The sequence below is a fragment of the Pedobacter rhodius genome (assembly GCF_027213645.1).
GTDB lineage: Bacteria > Bacteroidota > Bacteroidia > Sphingobacteriales > Sphingobacteriaceae > Pedobacter > Pedobacter rhodius.
Genome location: NZ_JAPWGL010000002.1, coordinates 779,334 through 796,560, shown reverse-complemented (window position 1 = coordinate 796,560; position 17,227 = coordinate 779,334). Strand labels below are relative to the sequence as shown.

Annotated in this window: 20 protein-coding genes and 1 tRNA gene; 12 read left to right on the top strand and 9 right to left on the bottom strand. The window is 36.9% G+C overall.

Translation table 11 applies throughout. From position 1 onward, the window contains the following. Window positions 1-34 precede the first annotated feature (34 nt). Genes O0931_RS08765 through O0931_RS08755 form a run of 3 tightly spaced genes read right to left on the bottom strand, consistent with a single transcriptional unit; the run spans window position 35 to window position 2,563 of the window. Window positions 35-1,573 carry a DUF4153 domain-containing protein gene (locus O0931_RS08765; RefSeq protein WP_269415185.1) on the bottom strand — a complete coding sequence of 513 codons (1,539 nt, stop codon included), beginning with the start codon at window positions 1,571-1,573 and terminating at the stop codon, window positions 35-37. 56 nt (window positions 1,574-1,629) lie between these two features. After that, entirely contained in the window at window positions 1,630-1,926 is a 297-nt protein-coding gene (locus O0931_RS08760; protein WP_269415184.1) for a winged helix-turn-helix domain-containing protein, read from the bottom strand. 1 nt (window position 1,927) lies between these two features. Continuing rightward, window positions 1,928-2,563 carry a hypothetical protein gene (locus O0931_RS08755; protein ID WP_269415183.1) on the bottom strand — a complete coding sequence of 212 codons (636 nt, stop codon included), beginning with the start codon at window positions 2,561-2,563 and terminating at the stop codon, window positions 1,928-1,930. Between the two features lie 428 nt (window positions 2,564-2,991). Between O0931_RS08755 and O0931_RS08750 the strand changes: the two genes are divergently transcribed. The 6 genes from O0931_RS08750 to dprA all read left to right on the top strand — a co-directional run bounded on the left by O0931_RS08750 (window position 2,992) and on the right by dprA (window position 7,968). After that, window positions 2,992-3,642 carry an ABC transporter ATP-binding protein gene (locus O0931_RS08750; RefSeq protein WP_269415182.1) on the top strand — a complete coding sequence of 217 codons (651 nt, stop codon included), beginning with the start codon at window positions 2,992-2,994 and terminating at the stop codon, window positions 3,640-3,642. Between the two features lie 198 nt (window positions 3,643-3,840). Further along, on the top strand, window positions 3,841-4,317 hold the full coding sequence (locus O0931_RS08745) for an ATP-grasp domain-containing protein (protein WP_269415181.1): 477 nt from the start codon (window positions 3,841-3,843) through the stop codon (window positions 4,315-4,317). A 1-nt stretch (window position 4,318) separates the two neighbouring features. Further along, entirely contained in the window at window positions 4,319-4,936 is a 618-nt protein-coding gene (locus tag O0931_RS08740) for an HAD family hydrolase (protein ID WP_269415180.1), read from the top strand. Continuing rightward, complete coding sequence (locus O0931_RS08735) at window positions 4,929-6,419, top strand: S41 family peptidase (protein ID WP_269415179.1); 1,491 nt, start codon at window positions 4,929-4,931, stop codon at window positions 6,417-6,419. Before O0931_RS08740 ends, O0931_RS08735 begins: the two co-directional genes overlap by 8 nt. 133 nt (window positions 6,420-6,552) lie before the next feature. Then, the gene (locus O0931_RS08730; protein ID WP_131558100.1) at window positions 6,553-6,819 is read left to right on the top strand and encodes a hypothetical protein; all 267 of its coding nucleotides are present in this window, start codon (window positions 6,553-6,555) and stop codon (window positions 6,817-6,819) included. A 54-nt stretch (window positions 6,820-6,873) separates the two neighbouring features. Beyond that, on the top strand, window positions 6,874-7,968 hold the full coding sequence (dprA, locus tag O0931_RS08725) for a DNA-processing protein DprA (RefSeq protein ID WP_269415178.1): 1,095 nt from the start codon (window positions 6,874-6,876) through the stop codon (window positions 7,966-7,968). A gap of 90 nt (window positions 7,969-8,058) precedes the next feature. Here the strand turns inward: dprA and O0931_RS08720 are convergent, their stop codons facing one another. From O0931_RS08720 to O0931_RS08700, 5 genes are all read right to left on the bottom strand, one after another. Then, window positions 8,059-8,667 (bottom strand): hypothetical protein, encoded by a 609-nt coding sequence (locus tag O0931_RS08720; protein ID WP_269415177.1) that lies wholly within the window; start codon window positions 8,665-8,667, stop codon window positions 8,059-8,061. Continuing rightward, complete coding sequence (locus tag O0931_RS08715; RefSeq protein ID WP_269415176.1) at window positions 8,657-9,160, bottom strand: RNA polymerase sigma factor; 504 nt, start codon at window positions 9,158-9,160, stop codon at window positions 8,657-8,659. Before O0931_RS08715 ends, O0931_RS08720 begins: the two co-directional genes overlap by 11 nt. 169 nt (window positions 9,161-9,329) lie before the next feature. After that, a complete protein-coding gene (gene coaD / locus O0931_RS08710; RefSeq protein ID WP_269415175.1) occupies window positions 9,330-9,791 on the bottom strand; it encodes a pantetheine-phosphate adenylyltransferase in 462 nt (153 codons plus the stop codon). 259 nt (window positions 9,792-10,050) lie between these two features. Then, window positions 10,051-10,587 carry a 16S rRNA (guanine(966)-N(2))-methyltransferase RsmD gene (gene rsmD, locus O0931_RS08705; protein WP_269415174.1) on the bottom strand — a complete coding sequence of 179 codons (537 nt, stop codon included), beginning with the start codon at window positions 10,585-10,587 and terminating at the stop codon, window positions 10,051-10,053. Further along, the gene (locus O0931_RS08700; protein WP_269415173.1) at window positions 10,578-11,384 is read right to left on the bottom strand and encodes a DUF3822 family protein; all 807 of its coding nucleotides are present in this window, start codon (window positions 11,382-11,384) and stop codon (window positions 10,578-10,580) included. The genes rsmD and O0931_RS08700 overlap by 10 nt, the downstream gene beginning before the upstream one ends. A gap of 244 nt (window positions 11,385-11,628) precedes the next feature. On the opposite strand from O0931_RS08700, the gene O0931_RS08695 reads away from it, so the two are divergent. The 6 genes from O0931_RS08695 to O0931_RS20120 all read left to right on the top strand — a co-directional run bounded on the left by O0931_RS08695 (window position 11,629) and on the right by O0931_RS20120 (window position 16,424). Then, window positions 11,629-12,768: a putative sensor domain DACNV-containing protein gene (locus tag O0931_RS08695; RefSeq protein ID WP_269415172.1), complete on the top strand. Its 1,140-nt coding sequence runs from the start codon at window positions 11,629-11,631 to the stop codon at window positions 12,766-12,768. Window positions 12,769-13,101: 333 nt separating this feature from the next. Further along, on the top strand, window positions 13,102-14,535 hold the full coding sequence (locus O0931_RS08690; RefSeq protein WP_269415171.1) for an ATP-dependent DNA helicase: 1,434 nt from the start codon (window positions 13,102-13,104) through the stop codon (window positions 14,533-14,535). Window positions 14,536-14,976: 441 nt separating this feature from the next. After that, window positions 14,977-15,249, top strand: a complete 273-nt coding sequence (locus tag O0931_RS08685) for a hypothetical protein (protein ID WP_269415170.1) — start codon at window positions 14,977-14,979, stop codon at window positions 15,247-15,249. A gap of 31 nt (window positions 15,250-15,280) precedes the next feature. Continuing rightward, window positions 15,281-16,045: an MBL fold metallo-hydrolase gene (locus tag O0931_RS08680; protein WP_269415438.1), complete on the top strand. Its 765-nt coding sequence runs from the start codon at window positions 15,281-15,283 to the stop codon at window positions 16,043-16,045. Window positions 16,046-16,166: 121 nt separating this feature from the next. Beyond that, a tRNA-Leu gene (locus O0931_RS08675) sits at window positions 16,167-16,250 on the top strand. A gap of 36 nt (window positions 16,251-16,286) precedes the next feature. Beyond that, on the top strand, window positions 16,287-16,424 hold the full coding sequence (locus tag O0931_RS20120; protein ID WP_428982653.1) for a GIY-YIG nuclease family protein: 138 nt from the start codon (window positions 16,287-16,289) through the stop codon (window positions 16,422-16,424). A 47-nt stretch (window positions 16,425-16,471) separates the two neighbouring features. On the opposite strand, the gene O0931_RS08670 is transcribed toward O0931_RS20120, so the two are convergent. Then, complete coding sequence (locus O0931_RS08670) at window positions 16,472-17,221, bottom strand: hypothetical protein (protein ID WP_269415169.1); 750 nt, start codon at window positions 17,219-17,221, stop codon at window positions 16,472-16,474. Window positions 17,222-17,227: the final 6 nt, after the last annotated feature.

Genomic DNA, 17,227 nt, shown 5'->3' with positions numbered 1-17,227 from the left:
GCTGAAATCATTGCGGTAATTTTTTGATATCTTTTCATTTCTCAATCCCAAAGTATTTAGCAGTGTTCCAGTCCTGCAGGTTCCACGATACCCAGCTTACTTTTTCGTAACGCTCTTTAAAATAGCTTACCCTTTCGTCGAGCTCATTTTGATAAGTTGATTTTCCTGATCTTTTTAAAAGAAAACCTTCAAGTTTCGATCTGTTCTTGTCTAAAACGGGTAGTGTTTTATCAGATAAAGACAATAAATAGTCTGCGTCAACCGAAATAGAATCAGAATGCGATAAGTTATATTTGACAATAAATATATCCCAGTTTATTGCACTGAATGCGAGCAGTAAAGCAAACCAAATGGCACCATTTACTTTCAGTAAGTAAAAAAACGTTTTTTGTTTAGCTACCTTTACATAAACAGTTGCTAAACCGATGATACAGAGTAACGCAAATACCAAAACGCCAATTCTTTTATGCGTTAAGCCATAAAACTCGATGTAATAGCCATCTCGTATTAAAACTGAAATGATAAGAATGGCATTTTGAATCATCCAGGAAAGGGCAAGTATTTTTAAAGTTTTGCTTTTGCTGTAGAAGTTCAGGTTTCCTCTGAAGAAATAAATGATTATGGCCATTGCCAAAGCAATGCTAAAAATCAATGCATTGGTACCATCATGTAAATCTGCTGAAAAGTTGCCCGCCGGTTTATAGCCGAACCAGAGTGTGGTAATATCAATCGCATTTAACAAAAGAAGCAATAAGTTTAATGCGCTAAAGGAAATCAGACCGGTAATAAATTCAGTTTTTAATGCGAGTTTTCTGGTTAATAAATTTCCGCTAAAAATTCTTATAAATTCAAACCAAATTGTTTTTTGGTTCATATTTTTCCTGGTTCTTGATAATTGTTCTTTGCATTTTAACTCAAATTCCTGCAAGCTTTTGTCAAAAAATGCCATCAGCAAACCAGCTGTAACCATTAGTCCGAAACAGAAGTGCATAAAGCGGGCAAAGCTTAAATCTTTAAAGATAAAACCAAAAACAGTATTGAAAAAATTGCCGATAGTCACTAATAATGCTTCCGCATAATGTGCAAAAACGCTGCTTGCTGCTGAATACAGGCAAGTAAAAATCACAACAATTACAGCAGGTATAAATATGTATTTAATGATTTTAAAAAGAGGTTTCAAGTTAAAATTACCAATAGTAACCTCGCCAAGGTTTCTGATTACGTTAAAAGGAACCGTCATCATCTGCAAAACAAAAGCAAAAAAAGCCATGAAAACAGTTCTCAATTGTTGATGATGACCGAAGCCGACAACTAAAATTAAACTGATGTAATAAGTTACTAAGGTTAAATCAGAATTGTTAACAACAACCAGGATTACCGCCAGAACGTGTGCCGCACCATAAATATTAATTTTTTTACTTTTAATTACCTCAGGGTTTAAATAGGTAATGGTTAGCAGGTAGAGGCTGTAAATGAGTAAATTAAGGGCCAATCGTTCTTCCCAAAATATAATGCTGAAGAGCAAGCCGCCGATAAGGGCCGCCAATAATAAGAGGTTGGATTTATTTTTCATTGTTTTTTAATTTTAAAAGCGCTTTGTTTTTCAAAGTGTTTAAATAAAAAAAATAGCTACAGTTTTTTAATCATTTTTTCAAGGGCATCTAAATGAGCTTTAAAAGCTTGCTTGCCCAAATCTGTTATAGAATAGGTGGTGCTGGTTTTTCTGCCGATAAAGCCTTTATGCACCTTAATAAATTCGGCTTGTTCTAATGTATTTAAATGTGATGCTAAATTACCGTCGGTCAACTCCAGCATTTGTTTTAAATCGTTAAAGCCGATTTCATTATTAACCACAAGTACAGACATTACGCCTAACCTGATCCGGCTATCAAAAATTTTATTTAAATCAGCTATCGGGTTCTTCATCTTATTTGCCTTTCTCGTATTTAAAATACATCAGAAGACCATAAATAACGTGTAAAACGCCAAAACCAATCGCCCAGAAAATTAAGCCATAGCCTACATTAAACATGCAGATTAAGCCGAGTATAACCTCCAGATAGCCCAGGTAACGGATGTCGCTATAGGTATACTTACTTGCATTTATAAGGCCTAAGCCATAAAAAATTAAACAGGTTGGTGCAATAATGCTGTAGGTATTCGGGTGGTTAAATAGTAAAGCAATAATGAATAACCCGCCCGTAAATATTGGTATAAAAAGATTGATGAGTAGCGATTTAGATGTCTTATCCCAAATTGGTAAGTTATTTCGCTGACTTTGTCGGTAGGTGAACAAAATGCCGCCGGCCAAAGCCACAAATAAAACAATTAATGCTAATTTGATGAGGTTGTATTCCAGGTCAATTTCACCCTGAATACCATAACTATAACCGCTGCCTGTTAAGAACTTTTCTACTTCTTCATTGGCAAAATAAGCGCCAAATAAAGCGATAACACCCGCAAATACACCAGATAAACCACTTAAAGAAATAAATCTTGACGATCTATCCATCATCTGTCGGATGTCTTTTAGTGCATTTAGTTGTTCTTCCTGACTATTCATTTTAAAAGTGCTTTGTTTTTCAAAGTTAAATAAGAATTTCGTATTTGCAAATTTTATTTTTTTTCTGTGGGATGATTGCACTGATTTTAGATTTAGTTCTTTTATCCTTGTTCTTTAATCTTCCTTTTTTCCTTCGGTATGATTACACTGATTTTGGGATTACACTGATTTTAGGTTTTATTTCATTGTTCTTTTATCCTTGTTCTTTGGGCTTCCTTTTTCCTTCGGGATGATTACACTGATTTTTGGATTACACTGCTTTTAGGTTTTATTTCCTTGTTCTTTTATCCTTATTCTTTGGGCTTCCCTTTTTTCTTCGGGATGATTACACTGATTTTTGGATTACACCGATTTAGGTTTTAGTTCTTTGTTCTTTTATCCTTGTTCCTTGCTCTTTCCGCTTTAATCTTTTTTCTTAATTTTACACCATGCTAAAAGCCACTGAAGTAAGAAAATCGTACGGAAATCTACAGATATTAAAAGGGGTAAATTTTGAGGTGCAAAAGGGAGAAATCGTCAGTATTATTGGTCCTTCAGGAGCAGGAAAAAGTACGTTGTTACATATTTTGGGAACGCTCGACAAACCTGATAGCGGAGCGGTAGAGCTAAAAGGAATCATAATAAGCAAATTAAGCGGCGAATTATTAAGCGCTTTCCGGAATCAGAATATTGGCTTCGTATTTCAGTTTCACCATTTATTGCCGGAGTTCAGTGCAATTGAGAATATCTGCATTCCTGCATTTATTGCTAAAACAAATAAAAAACAAGCTGAAGTGAGGGCTTTAGAATTACTGGATTTATTTGGACTGAAGGATAGGGCAAATCATAAACCGAATCAGTTATCAGGTGGCGAACAACAAAGGGTGGCAATAGCCAGGGCATTAATCAATAATCCATCCATCATTCTTGCAGATGAACCCTCAGGAAATTTGGATTCGGAAAACGCCGCTGCACTGCATCAGCTTTTTGTTAACCTTCGGGACAACTTTCAACAAACTTTTGTAATTGTAACACATAACGAACACCTTGCGAAAACAAGCGACAGGGTAGTGACCATGAAAGACGGATTAATCGTATAGGAACAGGATTTACAGGATTTAAGGATTTTCATGATGAACAGGATTTAAGGATTTTCATGATGAAATGGTTTTAAAAATAGGGTGGATTAATCGTATAAGAACAGGATTTAAGGATTTTCAGGATTATGGTGTTGATACACTATTACCAACAATAAAGCAATTCAGCAATTACTATCGGGCAATAAAGCAATATCAAATTTGAAAATACTCATTACAGGCGGCAATAATTCAAAAGCACTAAAATTACTAAAAGCTTTTCCCGGTCATTTTATTTTATTTGCAGATTATGGATCTGTACCGGGTATGATTACGGATAACTATGCGTTTTCATCAATAGGCGAATTAAATAAAGATAGTATCGCACATATTTTACTTAATTTTTGCATTACTGAAGCAGTTGATAGCATAATTCCACTTCACCATTTTGAAGTAGAGCCAATTGCAAAATCTGCAGTATTATTTGGAGAATATGGTATAGATGTTCTTTTACCATCATTAGAAAATTTACATGATTTTTTAAGCGGGGAAAAAAGTTCAGGAACAAATTTCAGCATTTTTATAAAAGGAAATTGCATTTATACCTCCGGAGAAAAGCATAATTTAAAAACCGCCGAAAACTTAAACGGGGTATTTTATTCAGATAATAATAAGGATTTTAAACTTTTTACCATCTAATATGGATGCATACCAACTAGCGAAAGATAAAAAAATCATAATTTTTGAACTTGATGATGTTTTATTTCCTGCGAAAGATTATCTGTTACAGGTTTATTATTTATTTGCTCAATTTATAGAATATACCGAGCAAAAAAATGCGCAGTCCATATTAGATTTTATGCGCTTAGAATATGAAGGTAAAGGAACTGATGGGCTTTTTAAAAAAACGGCTCAAAAATTCGGGCTTGCCGACAGTTATCAGCATAATTTTGATTTATTACACCAGAATGCCCGTTTACCATTAAAATTATTGCTGTATAAAAATATGCTTGAGTTTTTACAGGAATTGGTAATAGACAGAAAACAAATTTTTATTGTTACGACCGGCGACGCCGAACAGCAATTAAATAAAATTAAACAAACCGAGTGGAATGGCCTGGAAAAATACCTGACTGTTTTCTTTACAAATGAACTGAATCAGTCTAAGGCAGAAATTTTTCAGAACATATTAAATAACAACAATTTAACCGCTAAAGATGCGTTAGTTGTAGGTGCAAATAAATTTGATGAACAACAATCTAAATTAATTAATTTGCCGTATATTGTGTCACTAGAAATTTACAATAAATATGACTAAAAAGGTTAATGTACAAAAACTATTACTGTGCACTTTAATTGCTGTTATTGGTTTAACAACATCATGTAAAAAATCTTCCGTTAGTCCTGACGGCGGTTCTACAGTACCTGGTACCCCAGGAACAAGAGCGGAGCTAACAAAAGATTCAATTTACCTGTATGCGCAGCAAACTTATCTTTGGAATACCGGAATGCCAACTTATGCTACTTTTAATCCAAGACAGTATAGTTCTAACGATGCCGTGCTTGCAGCAATAAAAGCTTTGCCGAGTACCGGAGGAAAAGATAAATATTCATTTATTGATGATGGCTCAGTGGCAACACAGCTAAGTGGCGTTAGCGGAGACTATGGTTTTTCAGCTAATTTTGATGCAACCAATTTACTAAGGGTTAAATTTGTTTATGCGGGTTCTCCGGCCGATGCACAAGGATTGAAAAGAGGCTATCAAATAACAAAAGTAAACGGAGGTGGTGTTTCCAGATCCAGCCAGGCAGATATTGATAACTTAAATAGTTCGATATTTGGAACTAATCCTTCTATCACAATGACTGTTTTGAAGCCCGACGGTACTTCAGCAGACGTTACCATTAACCGTGCTACTTATAATATAAACCCGATTTTATTTTCTAATACCTATACCGTTGGTGCAAAAAAAGTTGGATATATTGTATTTAACAGCTTTACAACTAATTCAGCCACTTTATTAGATGCTGCTTTTACAAAATTTGCTGCAGATGGCGTTACGGAGTTGGTTGTTGATTTGCGTTATAACGGCGGCGGTTCAGTTGCTACTTCTGAGGTATTTACCAATTTGATTGCACCGCCCGCTCAAAACGGAAAAATAATGTACACAACCTATTGGACACAAACCATGCAGGATGAAAAAGCAACTATTCTTCAAAACCAGAAATTCTATGCTAAAGGAAATGACGGTGTAACACGTTTGTATTCTTATTTTGATTACTCCTACAAGCCAACTGCGGCGGCAGGAAATCAGGAAGTTTTTGCTAAGAGAGGAGCACTGAATAATCTTTCAAGGGTTTATTTCATTGTAACTTCTTCTACTGCATCAGCCAGTGAATTGCTGATCAATAACTTAAAACCGGTAATGGATGTTAAGTTAATCGGTAAAACAACTTATGGTAAGCCTGTAGGTTTCTTTTCTTTAAGAATTGATAAAAATGATTTGTATATCCCTCAATTTCAAACTAAAAACCAGTTAAACCAGGGTGACTATTTTTCAGGGATGACAGTTGATAAAGATGTTACGGATGATTTAACAAAAGATTTTGGAGATGTATCAGAGAAAATGCTTTCACAGGCACTGTATTATTCTGCAAACGGAAACTTCTCTGCATTGGCTAAAGATAATTCGCTGAGCAGTACTTCTGCATCGAGGGCATTAATAGATCAGGCTAATGAGCAATTAAATCATGAATTTAAAGGAATGGTGGAAACCAGAAAGTTGAAATTGAATAAATAAACCAAACATAAATTTTTGAAACCGGTATCTGACTAATACCGGTTTTTTTATTTATCAGATAAATTAAACTAAAGGTTGTTTTTTTTCTAAAATTTCGATAAGCTTGTTTATCATTAATCGTTAAAGAGATATTATGCCAATTGAAATTGTAGAAAAGGAACATATAAGCTATTTAAATATCATCAATGCAAAAGAAGACCATACTTTAGAACTGAAAACTAAACTTAATGAGGCACAGCGGCTTGGTAATGAATTTAAATCCAAAGCAGTTATCACTTTTAATACTACAATTGGCCCGAAACGTGTAGATACAACAGTTTGGGCCGTTACAGAAAAATATATACAATTAAAAAACAACATCCACATCCCAATTAAAAGCTTGATAGATATCGATTTTTAAGCTTCATTTTAAGGAATAAATCATCCCGCATTTATTAACCTTAGTTTAAAATTGATGAGTACACTTCACAAAATTGCTTTGACTTTTATTAAGTCTATCGGTCCTGTTCATGCCAAAAATTTACTGGCTTACTGCGGAAGTGCAGAAAGTGTTTTTACAGCAACCAGGAAACAGTTGTTACAGATTCCGGGAATTGGTGGTAAAACTGTAGAATCTATTTTAAATACAACTGCGCTAAAGCGAGCAGAAGAAGAACTCAAATTTGTAGAGAAGCATGGCATAGATGTACTTTTTTTCTCAGACAAGAACTACCCTAAAAGACTTAAAAATTGTTGTGATGCACCAATTCTCCTTTATTTTAAAGGTAAAGCGGATTTAAATCACTCCAGGATAATCAGTATTGTTGGTTCCAGAAATGCAACAGAATACGGGAGAAGTTTGTGCAAACAAATTTGCGAGGTTTTAGCACCATATAATGTTTTAATTGTAAGCGGCCTGGCTTATGGAATTGATGTTGCTATACATAAAGAATGTATCTCAAATGACATAACAACAGTAGGCGTGTTAGGCCATGGTTTGGATAGGTTATATCCCCAGGTACATAAAACTGTATCTCAAAAAATGGTATCGAATGGAGGGCTGCTGTCAGAGTTTCCAATTTTAACCAATCCGGACAGGCAAAACTTCCCCCAGCGAAATCGAATTATTGCAGGTATTGCCGACGCAACAATTGTTGTGGAGGCCTCCATAAAAGGGGGCGCATTAATTACAGCTGAAATTGCAAATTCTTATAACAAAGATGTTTATGCTTTTCCGGGCCGGACAAACGATATACTCTCAGAAGGATGCAACTTTCTGATAAAAACAAACCGGGCGGGATTGATTAACAATGCAAAAGATCTGATTTATTATTTAGGCTGGGATGATGAAGTGAAGGTACATCAAAAACAGGCCCAAACAACATTGCAAATGAACCTTACTGCAAACGAACAAAAAGTGGTGGATGCACTGCAAAATGGCCAGCTTTCCATTGACGAACTTAGCGTTGCACTGAATATTCAACAGAGTAAACTGGCAATTGTTATGCTTACCTTAGAGATGCAGGGAATTATCGTTTCGCTGCCAGGGAAGGTGTATAAACTTGCATGAACTGCTGAATGAAAATGCGATTAAATCGCTTAATTATTATTCGCTCGTTAGAAACGAGCGCATACTGAGTGGCTAATTAAATTTATAGTGCTAATGCTCAAAATCCAGCTCATCGACTACTTTTTTTACCCGGTTTAAATATTTTCCGTAATAATACCAGGCCCACAGTTCAGTAATTGCGCCAATGATCAAAATGGAGATAAAGCAATTTAAAATAAGATACACCGGCGAAAGCTTACTCAAAATTCTTGCAAAGACGGAGGCCTTTTCTACAAAAAGATATACCGCAATAAAAGCCAGGCCAATAAAGGCAATAATGTAAGTAAGGGCTTTATAAAGTTCGATGTTCAATTTCATTTCGTAGAAAAACCAGAGAATACTTTTCCGGCTATCCATAGTCATGTCGTAAGCGTTTTTATAAAACCTGTAAAATTTGAAAAAGTAATAAGCTGTAAAGCCGCAGGTTACGGCGTAGAAAACCAGGTAAATCATTTTCATGTTGGCTGAAAAGCCAAAAAAATATGGGATAGCAGCCATTAAAATCAAGGTGGCAATCTGGTAATTAAACTCATGTTTCATCTTCCTTCTGATAATATCGATTGGAGTTCGTGCTTGTTTTATTTTAAGCATCTCTTCTGAAATGTTGGTTTCCTCAGTACTTTCAGCATTCCATTCTTTTTTTAAATCTTCAAAATTCATAACCGTTTTTCTTTATGATGAATTGTAATTTTTCTTTAGTTCTGTTAAGCTTTACCCGGGCATTTACTTCACTAATGCCCAAATTTTCGGCAATTTCTCTGTGCGATTGATTTTCGAGAAAAAGAAATATCAGCGCTTTTTCTACCGTATTTAATTCCTGTACTGCTTTATATAAGCAGTCGAGTTTTTCTTCTTTTAAGGCACTTTCATTATCATCTATAACATCAATTGTTTCATCCAGCCGCGTTTTATCCAATTTGCGATTATCTTTTTTGAAATAGACCAAAGCCGTATTTAGCGCAACACGATACATCCAGGTTGAAAATTTACTGTTACCCTTAAAAGTGGGGTAGGCCTTCCAAAGTTGCATCACAATTTCCTGAAACAAATCCCGCTGCTGCTCAGCATCGTCCACATATATTTTCGAAACCTTATGTATAATCGCTTTGTGCTGATTAATCAGGGAGAGAAATATCGTTTCAGTTTCTTTCATTTCAGGCATTTTAGCTAAATGAATAGAATATAGTTATGACTTGAAAGATATGTTTCCGCCTCAAAAAAATCCACCGGTTGAGTTTCCATAATTTGCTTATTAACTCTATTGGTAATCGATTTTTAAAAACGTTACATTATTTAGGAAAAGAAAATTGATTTCTGATTTCTTATAAAAAGCCTAAAGCTTCTTTAGGTACAAAGGGGCTGACATCGCCATGATTCCTTAAAATATCACGAACGATGGTTGAACTGATGGCTGAATATTCAGGTTTACTTAACAGGAGAATAGTTTCTACTTCCGGCATCATGGTTTGATTAATCTGAGCTATCGCTCTTTCGTACTCAAAATCTGATGCTGAACGAATACCGCGAACCATATAGGTCGCATTTATTTTACGGCAGAAATCAACGGTTAAGCCCTCGTAAGTTTGCACTTCGATGTTTTTATAACCTTGAAAAACAGTTTCCAAAATTTGCAGACGTTGTTCTGCGGTAAGAAAATTTTGCTTAGAACTATTTAAGCCAATACCAATTACAATCTTATCAAAAAGAGGCGTAGCACGTTGTAAAATGTTTACGTGAGCAATCGTAATTGGGTCAAATGAACCTGGAAATAGCGCTATTTTCATAGTTCAAATATAGATTTTTAAACGGAAAGCATAAAGTGTAAAACAGCCTGTTATAAATTGGCCGTCTTTTCGACCCTGTAAACATCGGGTGAAGCGTAGCGAAACGGAAAAATCTTTTAGATTCGATTTATCAGGTGTTGCCAGTTAAAAGATTTAGCTTCGCTGAGCACTTCGTGGTTCTCCGCTACGGTCGAAATGACGACTACGTTTATGGTGTTCCAGTTTGCGTCCTTTGCGAAAAACTTAGCGTCCTTTGCGGTTAAACAAATTCAAAAAAACTAAAAGAAGAATTCCCGTATTTGCGGGTTTCGGTATAACCGGGCTGGCTGTTCAGTTTCATGTTGCTTTGATGTTCCACGACAAGCAATCCATTGGGTTTAAGCAATTTTTGCGCTGCAACCATCACCGGAATTTGCGGAATGTTGGGCATATTATAGGGTGGGTCGGCAAAAATAATATCGTATGAACCTGTCATCTGTTTCAACAATTTAAAAACATCGCCTTTTCGAACTTCAACCTGATTAAACTCGTGCTTTTTGGCCGTTGTTTTAACCCAGTTTATGCAACCATAATCCATATCAACCGCTAAAATATTTTCGGCATCACGTGAAGCGAATTCGAAAGTCAGGTTGCCCGTTCCACAGAATAAATCTAATACAGAACAAACTTCGAAATCAAATCTGTTGTTTAAGATGTTAAACAGTGCTTCTTTGGCCATGTCGGTTGTCGGACGGACAGGCAAATTTGCCGGCGGCTGTAAACGAATGCCTTTTAGTTTGCCACCAATTATTCGCATAAATCTAAAGCAAGTAATCCGCTGAAATAGTGTTTAGGCATATCGGCCAATAACTCACTGTTTTGTTTTCCGGCCGGAAGAAAGAAATAAAGATTGTTAAAATATTTTAAGAGGGTATTATAATAATCGTCGTCTTCGTTTATAATGCCTTGTAGATAAACCGGAACAGATTCAGTTAACCCTAATTGCTCCATAATTAACAACAAAAAGTAGTTGAATTCTTCGGCGGTTTCTGCTCCGTAATGATTTTGGAAATTGATTTTCTTATCTTTTATGAATAATACGTTGAATGATGATGCCGTAAAGTCAATTAATAAGGCATCGCCTGATAAATGGCTGAATAAAGCCAATAATGGCGAAGATTGAGGATAGACAGCCGTATTTTCAGGAAGCTTATCCTCTACTTTTTCAGCTAAAGAAAAAAGGGTATTGAAACCCAACTCTTCGTGATGTATAGTGTAAGTTTTACCATCCGCACCTAAGAATTTTGAATAAACGGAAAGATTGCCGGCATCAAACCATTCGTCAGGGATAAAAATAAAATTTGAAGTATGTACGGCAGCTTTCACGGCGCCATATTTTTGGGTTAAATAACTGTCCGTTTCGAAAGCAGACTTTAAATTCTGCTCAATATTTTCACAGCCCTGCATGTCGAAAATCACATTAATCTGTTCAGAATTTTTATCAATCACTGCATAAGAAAAGCTGTCATTCGTTATTTTTAACAATAAATGGCAATTTGCTGATGCATCAGCTTTAAAATTCGGGTCGACTAATAGAAGACTGTTTTTACTCATTGAAACAAAAATAGAGTTTTTTAGAGATTAACCGCAAAGGGTACAAAGTTTTTTCGCAAAGAACACAAAGTCGGGTATTTCTTTTTTTTATGCTAATGAAAGTCGGTAAATAACTTTGTGTTCTTCGCGCCCTGGCGGTTGACAATTCTTTGTCTTCTTTGCGGTTAAATAATGCGAGATCTTTTTACCAAAATCAAACCTTTTGCTTATCTGAAATTCGAAATATTCACCTTAAATTCGAAACATGAGTTATAAGCCTACTTATAAAGCGGCAAATACAGTTGCAGGTAAAATTGAGCAGCATTTTATTAAACTGCACGCAAATGCAGCTGCACAGGGAGAAGTAGATTTAGCTACCCAGCCGGATAAGAAAACCATTGAGACGCTAATAGATGTTGCTTTCTGGAGTAGCTTGCGAAAAGAAGAGGGTCATTCACCTCGTATTTCAATCGCTTTTCTGCCGCCATCGCAAACTTCGAAACCTCTAAAATTTGCTAAACCTTTACCGCTAAATGCCAATACGCTGACTAAAATTGCGCCTGGTGTAGAACGCTCAGGTATTCATTTAGGTGTTTGGGAGCAAGATGGGGAACTTTACATCTGGGGCACAACCTTAAATATTCCAAATTTCTGTTTTGTAGTTGATGTATCTGAACCCGGACTTATCGTGATTAAACACCGCAGGATTTACGGCATCGGTAAATATACAAACGTTGCGGTTTTAAAAGGAGAGCAAATCAGAATTGTAGATGATACCTCTTGCTCAAACCGCGATTGTCCGCCGATTTTAAAAGCGTTACTTGATTTAACCGTACTGGCCAGCTGGAACGACCCGATAAATATTCTGATTCAGTTTTCAGTTTCGATGCGCAGTCATGGTCGGGGTGGGGCTTTGCTCATTATTCCAAAAGGGGATACAAAATGGGAAGAGTCTATCATTCATCCTATCCAATATTTAGTGGAACCGCCTTTCTGTGGATTGTCAAATCTGGCTAAACAAAGCGGGAATCAAAGTGAAATTTTTTCTCAGGGCGCTTTGCGCAGGGAAGTAGAGCACCTGGCCGGATTAACCGCTGTTGATGGTGCGACAATAATTAACGAACAGTTTGATTTAATTGCTTTTGGCGCAAAAATCGGTCGGGCAAAAGGGAAGCCGACGGTAGAACAAATTGCGTTTTCAGAGCCGATTGTTGGTGGTGAGGATAAGATTTTATACCCGGGGCAGTTAGGCGGAACAAGGCATTTTTCTGTTGCGCAGTTTGTGAACGACCAGCCGCAAGCCATTGGTTTGGTTGCTTCCCAGGACGGTCATTTTACAATTTTTAGCTGGAGTAAGCTGCAAAATATGGTGATGGCACATCGGATTGAAACATTGCTTCTATAGGCGGAGATTGTTTTTATTGCTAAATATTGTTGAATTGTTTAACCAGGCATTGTGGAATGGAAATTCAAATATTCAGGCGTTTTGCAGGAACCGGCTTTAAAAATAGCATATAGCTTTGCATCTTAAACCGTATTGCAGCGGCATCCTTTTTTGTTTTACCTTAAGCTTTGACAACTTTTAATTAGGGCAATTGTAAAGAAAGTTGTCAAAGCTGAAAACAAAAAAGATATAGCGGAAAGACGGACTATCGGAACCGATTAGCGTTGTATTTGCTTTCTACAAATTAATACGAATACTTTTCAAACAATTTAACAATAAAATCATTCAATATTAATGTACATCGATAAAAGTCAATTCATTGCCCAAGCTTATGAACATACACCAACTAAAGAGCAGTTGCTTTTTTGCGAACGGATGTCGAGGTTTTTGCAGGAGGATGATGCATATCGCTGTTTTGTATTGAAAGGTTATGCCGGAACAGGTAAAACGACATCGGTGGCTGCTTTGGTAAAAGTGTTGGCGAAATTTAATTTAAGGAGCGAATTGCTGGCGCCAACCGGTCGGGCGGCAAAAGTGATGAGCCAATATTCGTATCGCAAAGCCTTAACCATTCATAAAAGAATTTACCGGAAGCGTTCGGCAGCATCGCCTGAGATGCAGTTTCAACTGGCACCGAACTTATCAGAAAATACGTTATTTATTATTGACGAGGCATCGATGATTGCCGATGAATTTAACGAAACAGGCTCATCTATTTTGAGGGATTTGCTGGAATTTGTATACAACACTAAAAATTGTTTCCTGCTTCTTGTGGGTGATACGGCACAGTTGCCGCCTGTTGGAAGTTTGCAAAGTCCGGCTTTAAACGAGCAGTATCTGAAAGATAAATTTGCTTTAACAGTGACTGCTGTAGAACTAAAAGAAGTGGTTCGGCAGGAGAAGAAATCGGGAATTTTAGCTAATGCAACCATGTTGAGAAACCAGATTTCTAAAAATCCTGAACATCCGCAACCCAAATTCCTCACCAAAAATTATAAGGACATTTACAATATGGCTGGCGCCCGCCTGGTAGAAGGTTTGGAATATGCCTACCGGAAGTTTGGGATAGAGAATACGCTGGTGGTTTGTCGCTCCAATAAGTCGGCAAATGTTTATAACCAGCAAATCAGGGCAAGGTTGCTTTACCGGGAAGAAGAACTCACCGGCGGCGACCAGATTATGGTGGTTCGGAATAATTACTTCTGGCTGCCTGAAAATGAGGAAACGGCTTTTATTGCCAATGGCGATATGGCGAAAGTTATTCGGGTACGTGGTGAGGAAGAACGTTATGGTTTTCGTTTCGCCGATGCAACTTTGGAATTTCTGGATTTCCCTGCTGCGGGGCAAATCAGTTGTAAAGTGATGCTCGATACCCTGAATCTGGAATCTGCAAATCTGCCATATGAGCAAAATAAAAAACTTTTCGATGGCCTGAATGAAGATTATGGGCATATTGCCAATAAGCGGGAAAGAATGCTTGCCATTAAAGCAGACCCGTTTTATAATGCTTTACAAATTAAATTCGCTTATGCCGTTACCTGTCATAAAGCACAGGGCGGGCAGTGGGATGCTGTTTTCGCTGACCAGGGTTACCTGACGGAAGAAATGATTGATTTAGATTTTCTGAGGTGGTTGTATACGGCAGTAACCCGTGCAAAAAAGGAGTTGTACTTGGTTAATTTCGCACCTCAGCTTTTTGCAAAGACCGCACAGGAGGATTATTTTTAAGAAGGTGATTACACTGTTTTAAGGATTACACCGATTCGCCAATAACTAAGGGGTTTCTCAGGTGGCTGAAGTGGTAAAAAACAATTATTTTTCCTGGTTTTATCCACCAGCTAAGACACCTTAGTTCACCTGAGAAAATAAATATGAAATTGTATGTTCTTAGGTATCTGAGGTGGTAAAAAACAATTATTTTTTCTTGGTTTTATCCTTCGCCTAAGACACCTTAGTTCGCCTGAGAAAATAAATATGAACTTGTATATTCTTAGGTGGCTGAGGTGGTAAAAAACAACTATTGTTTCTGGTTTTATCTACCACCTAAGACACCTTAGAAAATAAATATGAACTTATATATTCTTCGGATTCTCAGGTGGTAAAAATAACTATCATATTTTTCTATCCTACTTTTATGAATGCTGCGCAGATTTCTCTAAGTTTGTTGCAATGTCTTTACCATTAACAAACCATACTTTAGAGAAATTAGAGCAATTGCTTTTTGCAATGGGTTTTAAGGTTCGTTATGAGAAAGGAAACTTTAAAACCGGTTCATGCCTGCTGGAGCATAATAAAATCATCGTCGTTAACAAATTCTCCAATCTGGAAGGTAAAATTGCTGCTTTAGTGACGCTGGTTAAGCAAACCAATCCGGATGAAAATCTGTTAGATGAAAAGCAACGTCAGTTTTTTCACTCCTTACAACAAACCGAGTTATTTTGATGCAAGTACACAGAAAGGAAAATTTTTTACGATGAAAGTTACTTTTTTAGGCACTGGTACATCACAGGGCGTTCCGGTAATTGCTTGTAACTGCGAAGTTTGCCAGTCGGCAGATAAAAGAAATAACCGGTTAAGAACATCGATTTTAATCGAAACCGACAGTAAAACAATTGTGGTAGATAGCGGTCCGGATTTTCGTTACCAGCTTTTGCGTGAACAAGTTAAAGATTTAGATGCCGTTTTATTTACCCATGAGCATAAAGATCATATTGCCGGTTTAGATGACATCCGGCCATTTAATTATTTGTTGCACAAAGTAATTGATGTTTATGCAACCGAGCGGGTTCAAACGGCGCTAAAAAGAGAATTCTATTATATTTTTGCGGAAACCAAATACCACGGTTTACCGCAAATTAATCTTCATACCGTTAATAACGGAGAAGATTTTAAAATAGGGAATAATACCATAATTCCTTTCGAAGTAATGCATCATTTGTTACCGATTACGGGTTACAGAATTGGCGATTTCACTTATATAACTGATGCTAAAACTATTCCTGAGAGAAGTTTGGAAAAGATTGAAGGAACAAAAATACTGGTGATTAACGCTTTACAAATAGAACCTCATATTTCACATTTTACCTTGAGCGAGGCCATTGACTTTGCACAAAAGGTTGGCGCAGAAACGACTTACCTGACACACATCAGCCATAATTTAGGATTACATGCGGAAGTAGAAAAAGATTTACCATCGAACATCAGGTTAGCTTACGACGGCTTAAAAATTGAATTGTAAATCACTGCTTCAAAATCCAAAATTAAATTATATTTGCACTCCACTTACTCGGGTGGCGGTCGCGATAGCTATCGGGATGGTAGACGCCACATTTAAATGTGGGAATGATTTAATAGTACAAACCCAGGTGGCGAAATTGGTAGACGCACCATCTTGAGGGGGTGGCGCTGGCAACGGCGTGGCAGTTCGAATCTGCTTCTGGGTACAATAAGCTTGGCATTAAGTCAGGCTTTTTTTATATATGGCTTGCGTATATGTTATTTACTCAAAAAAGTTGAACTGCTACTATACTGGCAGTTGTTTAGCTATCTTTCAACGTTTAGCTGATCATTTGAGCGGTACCTATGCCAATAGCTTTACTTCCAAGGCTAAAGATTAGGCTTCATATTTTTTAATAGATGAATTGGAATACAGGCAAGCCAGGCTTTATTTGGGCAAACTATAGGTTATATTGCCTTTTTGATCCAGGAAATTTAATTTTGCCATACCATTAGAATCGACCAGTAGCTGCAGGCGAGGTTTTCCCATACGATCGGCAAGCGTTACCATAGCTGTTTTTTCATTGTCTTTACCTACAAAAACTCTTTGTGCGTATGCTTTTTGCCCTTCTTTAGGTTCAATCAATTTTTTTAGTAATGTTTCTTTTTCTTTACCATCTGGAAGCATCTGCGCTTTTTTATATTCCGCCCGCCAATCCCGAAAATCTGGCGAAGTTTGCCAGTCATCAATATGAAGCCCTGTATTTTGCGACCCATTATCATCGGTATACTGCATATAAATTACCTGATTCTGGTTATATTGATCAAATGAAAGGTGACCGGTAGCACTATAGGCGCCCGTACTGTCTTTTCCACCACTGAATACCAGGCCGCCGTTTTCTGTGCCTTCATCATTGAAAAAAATAAGCCCAGGCCTTACACCGCCCGGAATAGACGGTGTGAACCCTTTACCATAAGCCATCACCTCCGGCGAGCGGCTTTTGTTGGAAATGACCATTCTTAATTTTCCATCTTTTTCGATTATATTAATTCGTTCAGCAGAAATTTCTTTAAAATGCGGGATATTTGAACCTGTAAATGCAAACATTCCTGTAACTAAAAGGATTGATGTCATCGTTACCGCATACCATTTAAGTAACCTTAAATCTTTCTTCATTTTTTCCAATTCTTGTTCCATAGGTTA